This is a genomic window from Nocardioides sp. (assembly GCF_025964975.1).
In the GTDB taxonomy this organism is placed as follows: domain Bacteria; phylum Actinomycetota; class Actinomycetes; order Propionibacteriales; family Nocardioidaceae; genus Nocardioides.
In genome coordinates, this window is the sequence record NZ_JAOPXV010000077.1 from 21544 (window position 1) to 39516 (window position 17973).

Consider the following 17973-nt stretch of genomic DNA (forward strand, 5'->3'; position numbering starts at 1 on the left):
ACGTGGCTTCTGGGCCCCTGGCAGCTAGACTGAGCGTGAGGTCGCTGACTGATCGGTCGCGACCTTGCCCTATGTCACCGCACCCGCCAGGGTGAGAAGCAGAAGAGGTTTGCGTGAGCGACGCACTTGTCCCCGAGCGGCCCAACGGTGTCGACTACGACGCCTCCGCGATCCAGGTCCTCGAAGGCCTCGAAGCGGTTCGCAAGCGACCGGGCATGTACATCGGCTCCACCGGTGAGCGCGGCCTGCACCACCTGATCTGGGAGATCATCGACAACGCGGTCGACGAGTCGATGGCCGGCTACTGCGACCGCATCGTCGTCACCCTCCAGGCCGACGGCAGCGTCAAGGTCGAGGACAACGGCCGCGGTATCCCCACCGACACCGCGCCGGGCGCCGACATGCCGGCTGTGACGATGGCCCTGACCATGCTCCACGCCGGGGGCAAGTTCGGCGGCGGCGGCTACAAGGTCTCCGGCGGTCTGCACGGTGTCGGCGTCTCGGTCGTGAACGCGCTGTCGACCACGCTCGTCGTGGAGGTGCGCAACCGCGGCCACCTGTGGCGCCAGATCTTCTCCCTCGGCGTCCCCGACGCGGACCTCGAGCAGGTGCGCCCGATGGAGCCCGACGAGCAGACCGGCACCACCGTGACGTGGTGGGCCTCTGACGAGATCTTCGAGACCACGACCTACAACCTCGAGACGATCACCAGCCGGATCCGCGAGATGGCCTTCCTCAACAAGGGGCTGGAGATCGTGATCCGCGACGAACGCGAGCACGCAGACGAAGTCGCCGACGCCGTCGAGGACGGCACCGTCGACCCCTCGATCGACCAGGCCTCGTCCGATGCGATCAAGAAGACAGCCAGCGGCCTGGAACGGGTCTTCAAGTTTGAGCGCGGCCTCGTCGACTACGTCGAGCACCTCAACCGCCGCAAGGACAAGGCCAACCCGACCATCATCTCCTTCGAGGCCGAGAGCCCTGAGTCCACGGGCAACCACATGAGCCTCGAGGTGGCGATGCAGTGGAACACCTCGTTCACCGAGTCGGTGCACACCTTCGCCAACGCGATCAACACCCACGAGGGCGGCACCCACGAAGAGGGGTTCCGCTCGGCGCTCACGAGCCTGGTCAACCACTGGGGCGAGGAGTGGGGACAGATCAAGAAGAAGGAGGACCGGGTCTCCGGTGACGACATCCGCGAGGGCCTGACCGCGATCATCTCGGTCAAGCTGGAGAACCCCCAGTTCGAGGGACAGACCAAGACCAAGCTCGGCAACACCGAGGTCAAGGGTTTCACCCAGCGCATCGTCAACGACCAGCTCGGTGCCTGGTTCGAGCAGAACCCGGCCGAGGGCAAGGACATCGTCCGCAAGTCCCAGTCCGCTGCGATGGCCCGCATCGCTGCGCGCAAGGCGCGCGACCTGGCCCGCGGCCGCAAGGGCCTCCTCGGCGGCGGCGGACTCCCCGGCAAGCTCAGCGACTGCCAGTCGACCAACCCCGAGGAGTGCGAGGTCTTCGTCGTCGAGGGCGACTCGGCCGGCGGCTCGGCTCGTCAGGGGCGCGACCCGCGCGTCCAAGCGATCCTGCCGATCCGCGGCAAGATCCTCAACGTCGAGAAGGCCCGCATCGACAAGGTCCTCGGCAACGCCGAGGTCCAGGCCATCATCTCCGCGCTCGGCACCGGCATCCACGAAGAGTTCAGCATCGAGAAGCTGCGCTACCACAAGATCGTGCTGATGGCCGACGCCGACGTCGACGGACACCACATCAACACGTTGCTGCTCACGCTGCTGTTCCGCTTCATGAAACCGCTGATCGAGCACGGCTACGTCTACATGGCGCAGCCTCCGCTCTACCGCCTGCGATGGAACAAGCCGGCCGAGCACGAGTTCGTCTATTCCGACGCCGAGCGCGACGCCCTGATGCGTGACGGTCTCGAGCAGGGCAAGAAGCTGCCCAAGGAAAACCCCGTCCAGCGCTACAAGGGTCTCGGTGAGATGAACGCCGACGAGCTGTGGGACACCACGATGGACCCGGCCGGGCGGATCCTGCTCCAGGTCACCCTCGAGGACGCCGCCCAGGCCGACGAGATCTTCTCGATCCTGATGGGCGAGGACGTCGAACAACGTCGCTCGTTCATCCAGAGAAATGCGAAGGACGTTCGCTTCCTCGATATCTGACAGGAGCCACGATGAGCATCCGCTCGCTGCGTTGTCGTCGCTCGACGACCCGCTTCGCTCGAAGGTCGCCTTCGCTCCTCCGCCTTGCGATCAGACGCCCCTCGCGACTCCTGTGACTACCAAGATATCCGTCAATCTAATCGTTCTGTTAGATAAGTCTAGAAAGACGAATCATGACTGAGACCACCAGCGGCTCCGGCCACGGCGACGGCATCGACCACGGCCCCGGCGGCCGCATCGAGCCCATCGACCTCCAGGTCTCGATGCAGCGCAGCTACATCGACTACGCGATGGCTGTCATCGTCGGCCGGGCCCTGCCCGACGTCCGCGACGGGCTCAAGCCGGTGCACCGCCGGATCCTCTACGCGATGTACGACGGCGGCTACCGCCCCGACCGCGGCTTCAGCAAGTGCTCGCGCGTCGTCGGTGACGTCATGGGTCAGTACCACCCCCACGGCGACACGGCGATCTACGACACCATGGTCCGCCTCGCCCAGCCGTGGGTGCTGCGCGCTCCGCTCATCAACGGGCAGGGCAACTTCGGCTCGCCGGGCAACGACTCGGCGGCGGCCATGCGATACACCGAGTGCCGGATGGCGCCGCTGGCCATGGAGATGGTCCGCGACATCGACGAGGAGACCGTCAACTTCCAGCCCAACTACGACGGTCGCTCGCAGGAGCCGACCATCCTGCCCAGCCGCTTCCCCAACCTGCTGGTCAACGGCTCGGCCGGCATCGCGGTCGGTATGGCGACCAACATCCCGCCACACAACCTGCGCGAGGTCTCCGAGGGCGCCATCTGGGCGCTCGAGCACCCGGACGCGACCCGCGAGGAGCTCCAGGACGCCCTGATCGAGCGGATCAAGGGCCCCGACTTCCCGATGGGCTCCCTGATCGTCGGCCGCGAGGGCATCGAGCAGGCCTACCGCACCGGTCGCGGCTCCATCTCGCAGCGTGCCGTTGTCGAGATCGACGAGGACGCCAAGGGCCGCACCTGCCTGGTCATCTCCGAGCTGCCCTACATGGTCAACCCCGACAACCTCGCGCTGAAGATCGCCGAGCTCGCCGACTCCGGCCGCATCCAGGGCATCTCCGACGTCCGCGACGACACCAGCTCGCGCACCGGGCAGCGGCTGGTCATCGTGCTGCGCCGTGACGCGGTCGCCCGCGTCGTGCTCAACAACCTCTTCAAGCACACCGAGCTGCAGACCAACTTCTCGGCCAACATGCTTGCGCTGGTCGACTACGTCCCGCGCACGCTGACGATCGACCAGTTCATCAGCAACTGGGTCGCCCACCAGATCGAGGTCATCCAACGGCGGACGCGCTACCGCCTCCGCAAGGCCGAGGAGGACGCGCACATCTACCGCGGCCTCGTGAAGGCGCTCGACGCGCTCGACGACGTGATCGCGCTGATCCGCCGCTCGCCCGACGTCGACGAGGCCCGTCAGGGCCTGATGTCGATGCTCGAGATCGACGTGGACCAGGCCGACGCGATCCTGGCGATGCAGCTGCGTCGCCTCGCCGCCCTGGAACGCCAGAAGATCCTCGACCGGCTGGCCGACCTCGAGGTCATCATCGCCGACCTCGAGGACATCCTCGCCAACGAGCAGCGCCAGCGGCAGATCGTGATCGACGAGCTGACCGAGATCGTCGCGAAGTACGGCACTGATCGCCGTACCCAGATCATCGCTGCCGACGGCGACCTCTCGATGGAGGACCTGATCCCCGACGAGGAGCTCGTCGTGTCGATCACCCGCGGTGGGTACGCCAAGCGGACCCAGCGCGCGCAGTACCGCACCCAGAAGCGGGGCGGGAAGGGCGTGCGCGGTGCGACCCTGCGCGGCGACGACGTGGTGGAGCACTTCATCTCCACCACCAACCACCACTGGCTGCTGTTCTTCACCACCGCCGGTCGGGTCTACCGCACCAAGGCCTACAACCTGCCCGAGGCCGCCCGCGACGCGAAGGGCGGCCACGTCGCCGGCCTGTTGTCCTTCCAGCCCGACGAGGACATCGCACAGGTACTGGCGATCCGCGACTACGAGCAGGCGCCCTACCTCGTGCTGGCGACCCGCAACGGTCTCGTCAAGAAGACCCGCCTCGGCGACTACAACAGCCCGCGTCAGGCCGGCGTCATCGCGATCAACTTCCGCGAGGACGACGACGCCCTGATCGGCGCCGAGCTGGTCAACAGCGACGACGACATCCTGCTGGTCTCGCGGCGCGGCCAGGCGATCCGCTTCAAGGCCGACGACAGCCAGCTGCGACCCATGGGTCGCGCGACCTCCGGTGTCACTGGGATGAAGTTCCGCGACGGCGACTCCGTGTTGTCGATGTCGGTCATCCGTGCGGCCCAGGTCGCAGCCGAGGAAGCAGCCGATGCGGCTGCACCGAGCGATGTGCGCGAGGCGGAGGCGGAGGGGGCCGTGGCCTCCGACGAGGTGCAGGAGCAGTACGTCTTCACCATGACCGACGGCGGCTTCGCCAAGCGCTCGCGGATCACCGAATACCGCACCACTGGTCGCGGCGGGCTCGGGATCAAGGCGATGACCCTCACCAACGAGGACCGCGGCGGCCTGGTGGGCGCCTTCATCGTGGAGGAGGGCGACGAGATCCTCTCGATCACCCAGGGTGGACAGGTCGTCCGCAGCCCGATCAACGAGCACTTCCGCGCCACCGGCCGCTCGACCCAGGGCGTGAAGTTCGTCAGCTTCAAGTCCGGCGACGCCGTGGCAGTCGTGGCCCGCTCGGTGGAGTCCCGCGAGGAGGACGAGGTCGCCGCCCAGGAGGCCGAGGCCGAAGGCGTGGACACGCCGGCGAACGGCGAACCCACCTCTGTCGAGTCGAGCCCGGTCGACGACGAGCTGATCGACGAGCTCACCGGCGGTGCTCAAGAGGGGGCCGAGGAGGGCGTCGAGTCGCCTGATGAGGCCGACGGTGCAACAATTCAGGCTCCAGTCGAAGACGCCGAGGAGTGACGATGTCCGAGCGCACAGCTCCCCGGTCCACCGGGGGCGACGGCTCGACCGGGGGCGACGGCTCGACCGGCGGCGCCACGCCGGCCGGCGCTGCGCCCGACGCTCGCGTGTCACTCTCGGACCGGATCCAGTCGGGCCTGTCGAGTGCCAAGCCGCAGAAGCGCGCCGCCGCGTCGCGCGACACCCCGACGTCGAGCACCACCGCCAGGACGGAGACGAGGCAGACGGACCGACGCGCGAAGCCTGCTCCGAAGAAGGCACCCCGTCGTGCTCGTCTGCGGCTGACCAGGATTGACCCGTGGTCGGTGATGAAGACGTCCTTCCTGCTGTCGGTCGCCTTCGGCGTCGTCACGTTCGTCGCCGTCTTCATGGTGTGGACCGTGCTCGGCGCGGCAGGTGTCTGGGACTCGATCAACGCGACCGTGGCCAGCGTCATCGAGGCGGACGACGACGGCTCCAGCTTCGACGTCACCAACTATCTCGGCACGGGGCGGGTGCTCGGCTTCACCCTGCTCGTCAGCGTCATCGACGTCATCCTGCTGACCGCGATCGCCACCCTCACCGCGTTCCTCTACAACATGGCGGCGGCCCTGCTCGGCGGCATCGAGGTCACCCTCGCCGAGGACGACCGCTAGCCCGACCACCGTTTTGTTGCCCTGCTTCAGCGTGCGGTAATGTCCCCCTCGGTCACCGGCGGTGACCAGTGTTGCGTTCCGGCTCGTGCTGGGAGCGATGCGGGCCTATAGCTCAGACGGTTAGAGCGCTTCCCTGATAAGGAAGAGGTCAGAGGTTCAAGTCCTCTTAGGCCCACCACCCACCTCACCGCCAGCCTCCAAGGAGCCCCAGGAATGAAGAAGATCGCCCTGATCCTGCTGGCCGCCGCCGGCGCCATGATCGCGAAGAAGAAGATGGACGAGGGCAAGTCCGAGCAGGCGCTGTGGGCCGAGGCGACGGACACGGTCCACAAGTCCTGACCCACCTGTTCTTGCTTGCCGGGGCGGTACGCCGCCCACGGGGCCTTGGCGCAATTGGTAGCGCACCTCGTTTGCAACGAGGGGGTTAGGGGTTCGAGTCCCCTAGGCTCCACCAGCACCAGCACCAGCAGGTACCGCCCGGCCGACACCCCACCCGATCGGCCCCGCCCCGGTGGCTCGGCGAGCTACCTGGCGACAGGTGCGACGACTGAGGGCCGGTTCGGGCTCTATCGGTGGGACATGGGCCCGGAGCCGGCCGGGGCGCAGCCGCACTTCCACCGGACCATCAGCGAGTCCTTCTTCGTGGTGTCTGGAACGGTGAAGCTCTTCGACGGCAGCACGTGGCTGGCAGGCCAGCCGGGCGACTTCGTCTACGTGCCCGAGGGGGGCCTGCACGGCTTCCGCAACGAGTCGGGCGAGCCTGCCTCGCTGCTCATCCTCTTCGTGCCCGGCGCTCCGCGCGAGGCCTACTTCGAGGGACTGGTCGAGCTGGCGGAGGGGCGCTGGACGCCCAGCCACGACGAGTTGCAGGCGTTCATGGGAGAGCACGACAACATCTACGTGTGACTCGGCGGCAGCGAAGACCCGAGACCGGCTACCGGGCCCCGGAAGAAACCATCTTGGGAAGAGATGCCACCGAATGGCGTCCTGCAACGTCTTTGGTTTCAGAAAGCGGTTGAGCGCCGAACGCACGTCAGGGTACTCTTGACATATAGAGGCGATCATGACCCTCTTTCGTTGCCGCGGTTTGGGCTCCACGGGGGTGTGCCCAAACCGCGGCACGGTTGTTCGCCGTCGCGCTGCGCCAGATGTGGTCCTCACCAGCGGTCAGGGCGAAGGCGGCCAAGAGCAGACCGACCTTTCCGAGGCGGCGCTAAAGTGTGCTGGACCCTCCGAGGGTCAGGTGGAGGCCGTGGTGGATCTGAGGGATGAGAGCAAGGTCTGCTCCTTCTGCGGCAGGCGAGGCAGCCAGCAGAACCGCATGGCTGGGGGCTTGGGAGCAATGATCTGCTTTGCGTGCGTCGACTACTTCCACGACATGGCCCACGACCCCGCGAAGCACAGGGACGCGGCCAGGCCGGTGTGGAACGACATGTCCGACGCCGAGTTGTTGTCGAGGCTGCCCTTGATCATCCAGTCAACCGAGCAGAGCACAGACTTCGTCAACGACTGGGTGGGCATCATTCGCACCCGCAACGTCTCCTGGGCGCAGATCGGCGCCGTTCTCGGCGTGAGCCGGCAGGCAGCATGGGAGCGGTTCGCCGGCGCCCACAAGCGCGAGGCGTCTGCGGAGACCAGCTGAACGAGTTCGCTCGACTGTGGTGCCCAGAGACGGCGACGTAGACTCTGGGTATGCAAAAGCAAACCCAGGCGATGCACGACGACACGACCGCGCCCCCGTGTTCCGGCACTACGTCGCGATCGGTGACTCTTTCAGCGAGGGGCTCGGGGACCCCGTGGGCGGTGCTCAGCTGAAGGGCTGGGCCAGCTACCTCGCCGACCAGCTGCGCGCCGTGTCGCCGGCGATGCGGTTCACCAACCTCGCCGTACGCGGACACACGACGTCCCGTGCACTGGCGACCAGCTGGACGCAGCCGTTGCGGCGGAGCCGGACCTCGTCTCGGTCTTCATCGGCGGCAACGACGTGTTGTTCTTCCCTCGCTTCGAGGCGACCCGCTTCGCGGCGGAGCTCGACCAGCTCGTCGAGCCCTTCGTGGCTCCGGGCGTGACCGTCGTGCTGTTGACCCTGCCCGACCTGACGGCCTGCAGCCTGCTCCTGCCGCCGCTGCGTGGGGCGCTGCGGCGGCGGATCATCGCAGCCAACGAGGTCATCAGGGACGCGGCCGAGCGGCACCGGACCGTGCTGCTCGACTCCTGGGCCGGCGAACGCACCCGGCGTCACGCGATGTGGAGCCTGGACCGGATCCACCCGAACGCGCAGGGGCACCGCCTCATCGCCCAGAGCGTGGCTGACCTTCTTGACGTCCCGACCGGCGGGAGCCTCGGAGAAATCGCGCGCGAGAGCGCCGCTGGCACCATGCGCCGCCACGGCCGCGAGCTCGCCTGGCTGGCCCGGCACGCGGCGCGCGGCTGAGCAGGGACGGCGCCGCTAGGGTCCGACACCATGATCATCTGGCTCAACGGCACGCAGGCGTAGGCGGCGCGCATGACGCTCCCGCTCCTAGCCGCCATCGCCGGACTGGCCGCGCTCGACTCGCTGAACCCGGCGACCCTGGTCGCGATCTCCCTCATCCTGCTCGGCTCTCGCGATCGGCCCGTCGCAGAGGCGGGAGGCGTCGTGCTCGGCGCCTTCGCCTCGGTGCTCACCGTGGGGCTGATCATCTACCTGGGAGCCGACGCAGCGGCGTCCGCGGTCGACGGTGCGCTTGCCTGGGTGCGTCGGGGTGCGTTCGGCCTGGCAGCCCTCGTGCTGCTCGTCTCCGCCGTACGAGCCCTCCGTCCCAGACGACGGTCGGCAGTGGGCCTCCCGACCTGGTTCAGCCCAGCGACCGCTGTAGTCCTGGGAGTGATGATGACGGGCGCCGACCTGCCCAACGCGTTCCCCTACTTCATCGCCATCGAGCGGCTGGTGGTGGCCGATACCTCCACCCTCGTCGCCGCCGCGGTCCTCGTCGCGTACGCCGTCGTCTACTGCATCCCGTGCCTGGTCCTGCTGGCAGTCGGCCTGAGCCATGGCGGACCCGTCCAGGTGTTGCTGCGCCTGATCCACGACAACTTCGGCACCGAGGCCGACCTGCCGGCCAACCGGTGGAAGGCCCTCGGACTGCTGGTCCTGTCGCTGCTGCTGGTAGGGATCGCAGCGAGGGTGTGAGCCGACGCCTGTCCAACTCGCCCGGCACGAGTATCGGAGAGCGCCCACATCTGCGGCCCGGGGCCTCTAGCCTGAATCATGGCGTTCACGCTGGACGACTCGAGATGGGTGGGACACACCTCTCGAGCTGCACGCCAGGCGGGGATCCTCTTCCTCCTGGCGGCTGGGTTGAGCCTGCTCGCCATCATCTCGTTCCCCGATCGCCGTGAGCCGCTGCTTCTGCTTGCCGGGCTCGAGCTTGTGATCGCAGTCCTGGCCCTCCTGCCGTGGCGCCACTTGGGGCCCGTCAGCATGACGGCCATCGCGCTGGTCGCATGGACCGTCATCGGGGCGTCGACGTGGGCCGTGGGCGGCATCGGGTCCGGCTCCGGAGCGTTCTTCGTGCTGGCCTTCGCCTGGATGGGGCTACACCTCAGCAGGCGGATGATCCTGCTGAATGCGCCGCTCGCTGCATGCGCGTACACCGTCGCCCTGGTCTTCAACGACGTGACGCGAGAGGTGCTCGCCGCCACGGTCCTGGTCATCCCCTTCGCGCTGAGCATCGGCCTGGTCATCGAGGGACGCGTACGCCGTCTCAGCGCAGCGAGGCAGATCATCGAGGACGAGCAGAGCTGGCGGGCGGCCCTGATGGCCACCTTGGCCCACGACGTGCGCTCCCCGCTGACGACCATCCAGGGCGTGCTGGAGCTGCTGACCGAGGACGCCGAGCTCCCGGCCCATCTCGAGCCCCTGGTAGCGGCCGCCGCCCGCCAGACCGCACGTCTGACCATCCTGGCGAGCTCTCTGCTCGACCTGGAGCGGGTAGAGGGCGGCAAGCTGGTGCTGGACCTCCAGCAGGTCGACGTGGACGCGCTCATGCAACAGGTGGCTGAGCTGCTGGACGACGCGTCGATCCGCGTCGAGGTCGAAGCCGGCCTGACGGCCCGCGCGGACCCCGTGCGCCTCCAGCAGATGCTGGTCAACCTCGGCACCAACGCCCTTCGTCACGGCCAGCCGCCGGTGGTCATGGGGGCTCGGATGGCGGACGGGATGGTCGAGCTCGTCGTCCGCGACTACGGACTGGGGGTCGCGACCGCCGACCGTCCCCACCTCTTCGAGCGGCTCAACCGCACCACCGACAACCCCGAGTCGGTGGGGCTGGGCCTGTGGATCGTCCGGTTGCTCGCACGCGCCCACGGTGGCGACGCGACCCACCGGCCGGCCGACGTCGGGTCTGAGTTCGTGATCACCCTGCCGCGGGCCCGGTCAGGCGAGGGCGAGACGCCCGCGCGGACCGAATCGTCCAAGGTCCCGGCGAACACTCCGACCTGATGATCCAGGCGGGGCGCGCCGCGGGGAGCCTTCCCCTAAACGAGCAACTCAGTACGTGCTCCTCCGGCTGACCCAGCCGGCGCCGTACGCCGCACGGCAAAGTCGAGCCCGTCGCTAGACTATGGTGTGGGAGCCCGACCGCTGTCGCGCGACGCAGGCCCACTCGCAAGGGAACACCGACATGACCGTCTCGCCGGACCACCACGAACGCGCCACCGCGACGCACCAGCGCCCGCACGACGTGATCCCGCTGCGCGAGGCGACCAGGGCCTGGTTCGCCATCTCGCTGCAGACCTTCGGGGGTCCGGCCGGTCAGATCGCCGTCATGCAGCGGACGCTGGTGGACGAGAAGCGCTGGATCGGCCAGCAGCGGTTCCTGTTCGCGCTGTCCTACTGCACTCTGCTGCCCGGCCCGGAGGCGCAGCAGCTGGCCACGTACGTCGGATGGCTGCTCAACGGCGTCAAGGGAGCGTTGATCGCCGGCATCCTCTTCATCCTGCCCGGAGCGGTCGCCCTGCTGGGGCTCTCCGCGATCTACGTCTCCTTCGGCGACACGACCCTCGTCGAGGCGCTCTTCCTCGGCCTGGCTCCGGCCGTCATCGCGATCGTGCTCCACGCCGTCATCCGCGTGGCCAAGAAGGGCCTCGGGCACCCGGCGCTCATCGGGCTGGCGATCGTCTCCTTCGTCGCGCTGACGTTCTTCGCGGTCCCCTTCCCGATCGTTGTGGGCCTGGCGGCACTCATCGGGTGGGGGCTCGGCAAGGCCATCCCCGACCTCACGAGGGCGAAGCCGACCACAGCGGACGACGGCCCGGCACCGCTCATCAGCGACGACGCCCTCCACACTGAGCGCCCCTCCGGCCGCCGAGCCGCAGCCATCCTGGTGATTGGCCTGGTCCTGTGGTTCGCCCCGGTCGCCCTGGCCGCGGTCGCCTTCGGCCGGTCGAGCATCTTCGTCGACCAGGGACTCTTCTTCTCGGGGGCAGCCGTTGTCACCTTCGGCGGCGCCTACGCCGTGCTGGCCTATGTCGCCCAGCAGGCGGTCAACGTCTACGGCTGGCTCCTGCCGGGCGAGATGGTCCGGGGCCTTGCGCTCGCGGAGTCCACCCCCGGGCCGCTCATCATGGTCGTCCAGTTCGTCGCCTTCGTCGGCGCCTACCGGGCGCCTGGCGACCTCAACCCATGGGTCGCAGCCCTCGTCGCCGCGCTGCTCACCACCTGGGTGACGTTCGTGCCCTGCTTCCTGTTCATCCTGCTCGGCGCGCCCTACGTCGAGCGCCTGCGCGGCAACCGCGCCCTGTCGACCGCACTGACCGGCATCACTGCCGCGGTGGTCGGCGTCATCGCCAGCCTGGCCGTGTTCTTCGCCATCCACACGCTCTTCGCCGACACCAGCAGGATCACCGGTGGACCCTTCGACTTCGAGGTCCCGGTGCTCGAGACCATCCAGTGGGCCGCACTCGCGATCACGGCGCTCGGTTGTGCGCTCGTCTTCTGGCGAAGCTGGTCGGTGCTGCGCACGCTCGGTGCCTGCGCGCTGGCGGGGATCGCCCTGGGGCTGCTGTTCTGAGCTGATCCTCCCCGCGGCGTACGTCAGTGCAGTGCGGCGTACGCCGAGGCGACCTCTGCGCCGAGCCGCGCGTTGTTGTTGACGAGAGCGATGTTGGCAGTGAGGCTCGCGCCGCCGGTGATCTCCACGATGCGGCCGAGCAGGAAGGGCGTGGCTTCCTTGCCGTGGATCTCGGCGGAATACATGTCGGCGATGGCCTGCTCGATGACGTGGTCCATCTCGCTGGCGGGGATCTCGTCCTCGGCGCGGATCGGGTTGACCAGGGAGATGCCACCGGACAGGCCGAGGCGCCACTTGGCGGACATCATCTCGGCCACCTCGCCGGGGGAGTCCAGCCGCATGGGGGACAGGTGCCCACTGTGCCGCGAGAAGAAAGCAGGGAACTCGTCGGTGCCGTAGGCCACCACCGGGACGTGGAGCGTCTCGAGCGTCTCCAGGGTCAGGCCGATGTCGAGGATCGACTTCACACCGGCAGAGATCACGATGACGTCGGTGAGCGACAGCTCGGTGAGGTCGGCGCTGACGTCGAAGCTCTGCGACGCTCCGCGGTGTACGCCGCCCAGCCCGCCGGTGACGAACACGCTGATGCCCGCCAGCGCTGACAGGCGCATCGTGGCCGCCACGGTCGTGGCTCCGTGCCCGCCGCGCGCGATGACGTAGGGCAGGTCGCGCACGCTGACCTTCGCCACGTCCGCGTCGGTCGACAGCAGCTCGAGGCCCTGGGCGTCGAGCCCGATCCGGGGACGGCCGTCCAGCACCGCGATCGTGGCGGGGACCGCGCCGCCGTCGCGGATGATCCGCTCGACCTCGGTCGCCATCTCGACGTTCTGCGGGTAGGGCATCCCGTGGCTGATGATCGTGCTCTCGAGAGCGACGACGGGCGCACCGTCGGCGAGCGCCTGGGTCACCTCGTCGGTGAGCACGAGGTCGGGATGAGGTTTGCGGATGGGGTTCATGGGTTTTCCCTGAGGTCGGTGGCGGCGTCGAGTGCGTCCTGGACCAGCCGCGGTGTGAGGTCGGGTCGGACGGTATGTGGGCTGGCGACCGTGAGCGCAGCAGCCGCGTGCCCGAAGCGGGCTGCGTGCTGCGGCGTACCGCCCGCGAGCAGGACGTGGCAGAAGGCGGCGAGCATCGCGTCGCCGGCCCCGGTGACCTCCTCGACCCTGGCGGGAAGCGCCGGGATCTCGATCGTCTCCTCGGTCGTGGCGAGCAGGGAGCCGCGGTCCCCGAGCCGGACCCAGACCAGCTCGATGCCGCGGTCGTGCAGGGACGAGACGGCGCGCCTCACCTGCCTGTCGGTGCGGGTGGGGAGGTCGGTGAGGGCGGTGAGCTCGTCGCGGTTGGGGGTGACGGCGTAGACCCGGTCATCCAGGGCGTCCCTGAGCCCGGCGGCCTTGGGCACGCTGACCGGCTCGAAGATCGTGCGCACGCCCGCCGCGAGGTCGAGGGTGTGCTCGAGGGCCTCGCGCGAGAGGTTGCCATCAAGGACGAGCACCTCGGCGCTGGCGATCAGGTCGCGGGACGAGCCGACGAGCTCGGGCCCGATCTCGCTGATGGCCTCCATGTCGGCGATGGCGACGAGGAGCTCGCCGTCCGCGTCCAGCACGGCGGTGTAGGTGCCGGTCGGCCGCTCCGTGCGGGTCACGTGCTCGACGCGGACCCCGGCGGCCACGGTCTGGCTCAGCAGGGTCTCGCCGAGCGGGTCTCGTCCCACCACACTGACGAGGTGCACGCGGTCACCGAGCCGGGCGAGGTTCTCGGCGATGTTGCGCCCGACACCACCTGGAGTCATCGAGCCGTGGCCGGGATTGCTGGTGTGGGGGGTCGCCGGTGCCCGGCTCCGCGCCTTGAGGTCGATGTTGGAGCCACCGACCACGACCGCTGCGGGGCTCTCGGCCAGGACATAGCCCCGACCGAGGATCACGCCCTTCTTGCCGAGGTTGGAGACGTGCACGTTGACCGATGCGCGGGTCGTCCCGAGGGCCCCCGCGAGCGCCTCGGCACTCATCAAGGGGTCGCGGCGGAGCAGGTCCACGATCTGTTGCTCGCGACTCGTCAGCACTTCAGCAGTCTAAAGACGACTTAGCAAGATAAGCAAGACGCCGGGGTCAGCGGCGTCGCGGCAGCAACGACGCAGGGTTGAACAACGCCCAGGCGCGCCGAAGCGGTGACGCAGACGACTTCAGCGACTCGCGCCAGGTCTTCACCTCGGTCCAGAACGTCTCGGCCGACGGCGGGTGGGCGGGTGAGAAGACGGCGACGTCGACGTCGCGCGCGAGGGCCGTGGGCAAGCCGAGAGCCGTGGCCTGAGCGGGCCTCGTGCTCCGAGGGGGTACGGCGACGCCGAGATCCCGTGCGCTGTCGAGCAGCTCGTCCCAGCCCCCGATCCACGCGGCGGTCAGCCACGCCGCCTCCCGCCGACGGCGCCGGGCCGTCTTGGCCGCGGGGATCAGCACCACGGAGAGCGGGAGCAGCAGGAGCAGCGGCCAGGTCGGCAGGGGCTCGTCCGGCTGCTGGTCGGTGACCGGCGGGTCGGGCAGCTGCTCGTCGGGGCGCTCCCGCGGCGGCTTCTGGGGGCCCGTCCGTTCCGGCGGCATGCTGACCGGGGCGAGCCTGACGTCGTCGCGTCGCGGCGACCTGTGGCTCATGAACGTCCTGGTCGGCAGGACCCGCCACGACCCGTGGGAGACACGGACCTCGACCCAGGCATCGAGGTGCTTGCCCTTGATGACTCCGTTGTTGCCGAGCACGGTGCCGACGGCCACCCGCGCGGGGATCCCGAGGCGGTTGACGAGGAGCGCCATGGCGGCGGCGTACTGCTCGTCGTTGCCCACCGTGGCCGGGGCGTTGATGAACCCCTCGTCGAGACGGATCGAGTCCTGCCCGGCCTCGAACTTGGTCTCCCAGCCGAAGGCCCCGTCGCTGTAGCGGCCCCGCTCCCGGAGCCGGTCGGCGACCTTGAAGACCCCCTCCATGGGCGTCCTCGCGTCGAGCGACCAGGCCTGGGCCGGGAGATCGAGGAAGGCGGCGGCGTCGCGGAGCGTCTCGTCGGGCCGTGGCCACGGTTTCATCCGGGGCGTCAGCCTGTCGGCGACCGGGATGGCGGTGATGACGTAGTCCTCACGGAGGTCCAGCCCGCCGGGCAGTACGGCGGTGTCGGTGGAGCGGTTGTAGCGCAGGTCGGGGAGCCGGTCCGCGGCGTAGTCGTCGTAGAACTCGAACGCCTGCATCGCGCCGATCGTCGGCACCCAGGCAAGGTCCCACCTCGCCCGCACGAAGAAGGTGTAGAGCTGCTCCTCGCCCGCGGCGTCGTTGTCGATCCGCGACGAGACGCGCAGGAACCGGTCGGAGAAGTCGGTCTCGCTGGTGTCGTTGGCGGCGTACCACCGCTCGCCGTCGTACCGGTCCATGACCGCGATCCGCACCCGCGTGCCCGCCTCCGCGCCCCGGACCCGGAAGAGCTTGGTGTCGGCCAGGTTGTTGAAGACGTCAGGGCCCTGGTCGCGGAAGCGGCGGAACGCTGACAGCGGGGTTTCGATGTAGGCGGCGTCGTAGGGCTCGACGACCTCCCGGACGACCTCCCGACGCTGGGGCTCGATCGAGTCGATGAAGGGCAGGGTGGCGGCCGCGACCACCGCGATGACCGCGACGGCCGACACGACCCGGCCGAGTGGCACGACGCCGAGAGCGACGTCGGTCGTGCGACCGGCCTCGATCCGCATGCCGCGATGACCGATCCAGAGCAACGCGGCGGCCCCGAACCCGATGCCCTGCAGCACGACCGAGAACGGCTGCGCGAAGCCGAGAAGGAGCACCAGCACGAGCATCACGAACAGCGGGAGGACCGGCAGGGCTGCGCGGCGGCTGCGCAGGGCCATGGCCGTGGCCGTACAGCACAGGAAGTAGGTCAGGGCGTAGGGGATGATCAGCACCGCCCCCGAGCTGTCCGCCGGCGGCGCCGTCTCCGCCAGCGTCCGCCAGGACGTGAAGGTGCCGGCGAGCACCCGGTTGAGGACGTCGGGGTCCGGGATGCCGAGGAAGTACCCGCCCGCCCCGAGCGCGATCCCGCCGGCCGTCAGCAGGTAGACGACCGCCATCGACTCCAGGACGATGTCCATGCCGAGGCGAACCGTGATGATCAGCAGCGCCCACCCGGCTCCGATCACCGCTCCCGCGCCGGCGACGACCAGCCAGCGGTAGCCGTCGAAGACCGGCCAGAACCCGCTGATGGCCATCGCGGTCAGCACTGAGATCGCCAACAGGTCGATGCCCGCGTAGGGGGGCAACGGGCGGGTGCGGGATCGCTTGGGAGTGCTCGTGACGGTGCTCATGAGGAGGCCACCAGCATCCCGGACAGCTCGGCCAGCGAGCCCACGGTGCCGAGGTCGTGGCCGTGCAGCCGCGCCATCGAGGAGGTCTCCCCGATCGCTGCTCGCAGCACGACGCAGCGCGTCTCCGCAGGCACCATGACGAGTCCGGCCGGGACGTCCTCGAGGTCGTCGGCACCCGCGCCCGTCACCACGAACAGCAGGCTGGTCTCGGGGACCAGCACCACCGCCCGGTTGATCGCCGGGGCCATCGGTTCGGCGTCGCGCTGGCGCTGCACCCGGCAGGTGCCGTCGAGAACCGTCCCTCCCGGGAGCCCGATGACCGCCTCGGTGCCGCTCACCAGGCTCACGTCGTACTCCTCGCGCGCAGCGCACATGATGAGCGACGCGGCGATCGAGACGGCGAGCTCGTACTCGTCATCCGTGCGGTAGCTGGTCGCCCGGGCGTCGAGGACGACGGTCGCGTGGTTGCGACGGGTGTCGTGGTACTGCCGCACGAGCAGCTCGCCGGCGCGGGCCGAGGAGCGCCAGTGCACGTGGCGCAGGTCGTCACCGGGGACGTACTCGCGCAGGGCGTGGAAGGCGAGGTCGCTCATCGACATCCGGTCGCTGGGCACACCCTCGAGGTCGCGCACCTGCCCGGAGCCCAGCGTGCTCAGCAGCACCATCCGCGGCCGGACGAAGAGCTCGACGGGGGCGCACCAGCGGACGGAGCGCCTCAGGAGGCCGAGCGGGTCGGAGCGTACGGCGGTCGCCGGACCCACGTCGAGGACGCCGCGCTCCAGGTCGTCGACAGCGAACTCGTGGCTGCCCTGCCCATCGGGAGGCAGGGTCGGCATCCGCAACCAGGAGTCACGCTCGCCGACCGGCATGCTGACGAGCGGCTGCCAGAGGGAGAGCCGGCCGTTGTTGGTTGCGGTCAGGGAGATCTCCACCCGCTCACCGGCCACCGCGCGCAGCGGCTGCAGCACCAGGGCGGCCCGGACGCGCATCGGGATCAGCAGCCAGGGGATCGCGAGCAGCACCGTGAGGCCGCACATGATCGCGATAGTGCGGAGCTCGACGATCTGGGTGTAGGCGGCACCGATCCAGGCAGCGTTGCCGAGCGCGATCACGGCGCGCCCGGTCGGGGAGGGCACGCGCAGCAGTGCCCGCGCTCCCCGTAGCAGGGCCCTCATGGATCAGGCGCGCGCGGTCGGGGGCGTGACGGAGCCCAGGAGGCGCTCGATCACGTCGTCGACCGTCACGCCGCTGAACTGCGCCTGGGGGTCGAGCAGCAGCCGGTGGCACAGGACCGGGGAGGCCAGCGTGGTGATGTCGGAGGGGACCACGGTCGTCCGCCCATCGGCGGCTGCCCACGTCTTGGCGACGCGGACCAGGGCCAGGCAACCACGCGCCGAGAGGCCCATCTTCACGTGCTGGAGCTCACGGCTCGACTCGGCCAGCTCGCGGACGTAGCGCACGACCGCCCGGTCGACGTACACCTGGCCGGCCATCCGGGTCAGGTCGGTGATGAGCTTGCGGCTCGCGACCGCGGTGACGAGCGAGGCCCGGTCGCGCACCGCGGAGCCGAGCAGCAGCTCCTCGGTGGCGTTGGCGTCGGGATAGCCCACCGAGGTCTTCATCAGGAAGCGGTCGAGCTGCGCCTCCGGCAACCGGTAGGTGCCGGACTGCTCGATCGGGTTCTGCGTCGCGATGACCATGAAGGGGTGCGGCACGTCGTGGGTGATGCCGTCGACGGTGACGTGGCCCTCCTCCATCACCTCGAGGAGGGCGGCCTGCGTCTTGGGCGA

The 17973-nt window shown here is 69.2% G+C and carries 15 protein-coding genes, 2 tRNA genes and 1 pseudogene; 13 read left to right on the forward strand and 5 right to left on the reverse strand.

The features are described 5' to 3' along the window. The first annotated feature begins 113 nt into the window (after positions 1 to 113). The 13 genes and pseudogenes from gyrB to chrA all read left to right on the forward strand — a co-directional run bounded on the left by gyrB (position 114) and on the right by chrA (position 11852). The gene (gyrB, locus tag JWN68_RS05535; protein ID WP_297735859.1) at positions 114 to 2183 is read left to right on the forward strand and encodes a DNA topoisomerase (ATP-hydrolyzing) subunit B; all 2070 of its coding nucleotides are present in this window, start codon (positions 114 to 116) and stop codon (positions 2181 to 2183) included. A 173-nt stretch (positions 2184 to 2356) separates the two neighbouring features. Next, on the forward strand, positions 2357 to 5164 hold the full coding sequence (gene gyrA / locus JWN68_RS05540) for a DNA gyrase subunit A (protein WP_297735862.1): 2808 nt from the start codon (positions 2357 to 2359) through the stop codon (positions 5162 to 5164). A gap of 2 nt (positions 5165 to 5166) precedes the next feature. Beyond that, positions 5167 to 5799 (forward strand): DUF3566 domain-containing protein, encoded by a 633-nt coding sequence (locus JWN68_RS05545; protein ID WP_297735864.1) that lies wholly within the window; start codon positions 5167 to 5169, stop codon positions 5797 to 5799. A gap of 101 nt (positions 5800 to 5900) precedes the next feature. Further along, positions 5901 to 5977 (forward strand) — tRNA-Ile (locus tag JWN68_RS05550). Between the two features lie 35 nt (positions 5978 to 6012). After that, complete coding sequence (locus JWN68_RS05555) at positions 6013 to 6138, forward strand: DLW-39 family protein (RefSeq protein WP_297735867.1); 126 nt, start codon at positions 6013 to 6015, stop codon at positions 6136 to 6138. A gap of 39 nt (positions 6139 to 6177) precedes the next feature. Beyond that, positions 6178 to 6253: transfer RNA gene (locus JWN68_RS05560), tRNA-Ala, on the forward strand. A gap of 125 nt (positions 6254 to 6378) precedes the next feature. Then, complete coding sequence (locus tag JWN68_RS05565; protein WP_297735869.1) at positions 6379 to 6705, forward strand: cupin domain-containing protein; 327 nt, start codon at positions 6379 to 6381, stop codon at positions 6703 to 6705. Between the two features lie 346 nt (positions 6706 to 7051). After that, positions 7052 to 7441, forward strand: a complete 390-nt coding sequence (locus tag JWN68_RS05570; RefSeq protein WP_297735872.1) for a ClpX C4-type zinc finger protein — start codon at positions 7052 to 7054, stop codon at positions 7439 to 7441. Between the two features lie 19 nt (positions 7442 to 7460). Then, positions 7461 to 7697 (forward strand): annotated as a pseudogene (locus tag JWN68_RS19240) (SGNH/GDSL hydrolase family protein); the annotation flags it as partial. After that, positions 7619 to 8233, forward strand: a complete 615-nt coding sequence (locus JWN68_RS05575) for an SGNH/GDSL hydrolase family protein (protein WP_297735902.1) — start codon at positions 7619 to 7621, stop codon at positions 8231 to 8233. The pseudogene JWN68_RS19240 and the gene JWN68_RS05575, both read left to right, overlap by 79 nt. A 72-nt stretch (positions 8234 to 8305) precedes the next feature. Then, positions 8306 to 8971, forward strand: coding sequence for a GAP family protein (locus JWN68_RS05580; protein ID WP_297735875.1), 666 nt, complete (start codon positions 8306 to 8308; stop codon positions 8969 to 8971). 78 nt (positions 8972 to 9049) lie between these two features. Continuing rightward, a complete protein-coding gene (locus JWN68_RS05585) occupies positions 9050 to 10282 on the forward strand; it encodes a HAMP domain-containing sensor histidine kinase (protein WP_297735877.1) in 1233 nt (410 codons plus the stop codon). 181 nt (positions 10283 to 10463) lie between these two features. Further along, entirely contained in the window at positions 10464 to 11852 is a 1389-nt protein-coding gene (gene chrA, locus JWN68_RS05590; protein WP_297735880.1) for a chromate efflux transporter, read from the forward strand. A gap of 23 nt (positions 11853 to 11875) precedes the next feature. On the opposite strand, the gene JWN68_RS05595 is transcribed toward chrA, so the two are convergent. From JWN68_RS05595 to JWN68_RS05615, 5 genes are all read right to left on the reverse strand, one after another. Beyond that, the gene (locus JWN68_RS05595; RefSeq protein ID WP_297735883.1) at positions 11876 to 12808 is read right to left on the reverse strand and encodes a pseudouridine-5'-phosphate glycosidase; all 933 of its coding nucleotides are present in this window, start codon (positions 12806 to 12808) and stop codon (positions 11876 to 11878) included. After that, the gene (locus JWN68_RS05600; protein ID WP_297735886.1) at positions 12805 to 13914 is read right to left on the reverse strand and encodes a carbohydrate kinase; all 1110 of its coding nucleotides are present in this window, start codon (positions 13912 to 13914) and stop codon (positions 12805 to 12807) included. The genes JWN68_RS05595 and JWN68_RS05600 overlap by 4 nt, the downstream gene beginning before the upstream one ends. A gap of 46 nt (positions 13915 to 13960) precedes the next feature. After that, on the reverse strand, positions 13961 to 16183 hold the full coding sequence (locus tag JWN68_RS05605) for a transglutaminase-like domain-containing protein (RefSeq protein WP_297735889.1): 2223 nt from the start codon (positions 16181 to 16183) through the stop codon (positions 13961 to 13963). Beyond that, on the reverse strand, positions 16180 to 17358 hold the full coding sequence (locus JWN68_RS05610) for a DUF58 domain-containing protein (RefSeq protein ID WP_297735891.1): 1179 nt from the start codon (positions 17356 to 17358) through the stop codon (positions 16180 to 16182). The genes JWN68_RS05605 and JWN68_RS05610 overlap by 4 nt, the downstream gene beginning before the upstream one ends. Before the next feature lie 3 nt (positions 17359 to 17361). After that, positions 17362 to 17973, reverse strand: a 612-nt coding sequence (locus JWN68_RS05615; protein ID WP_297735894.1) for a MoxR family ATPase, incomplete at its 5' end; no start/stop codon positions are given.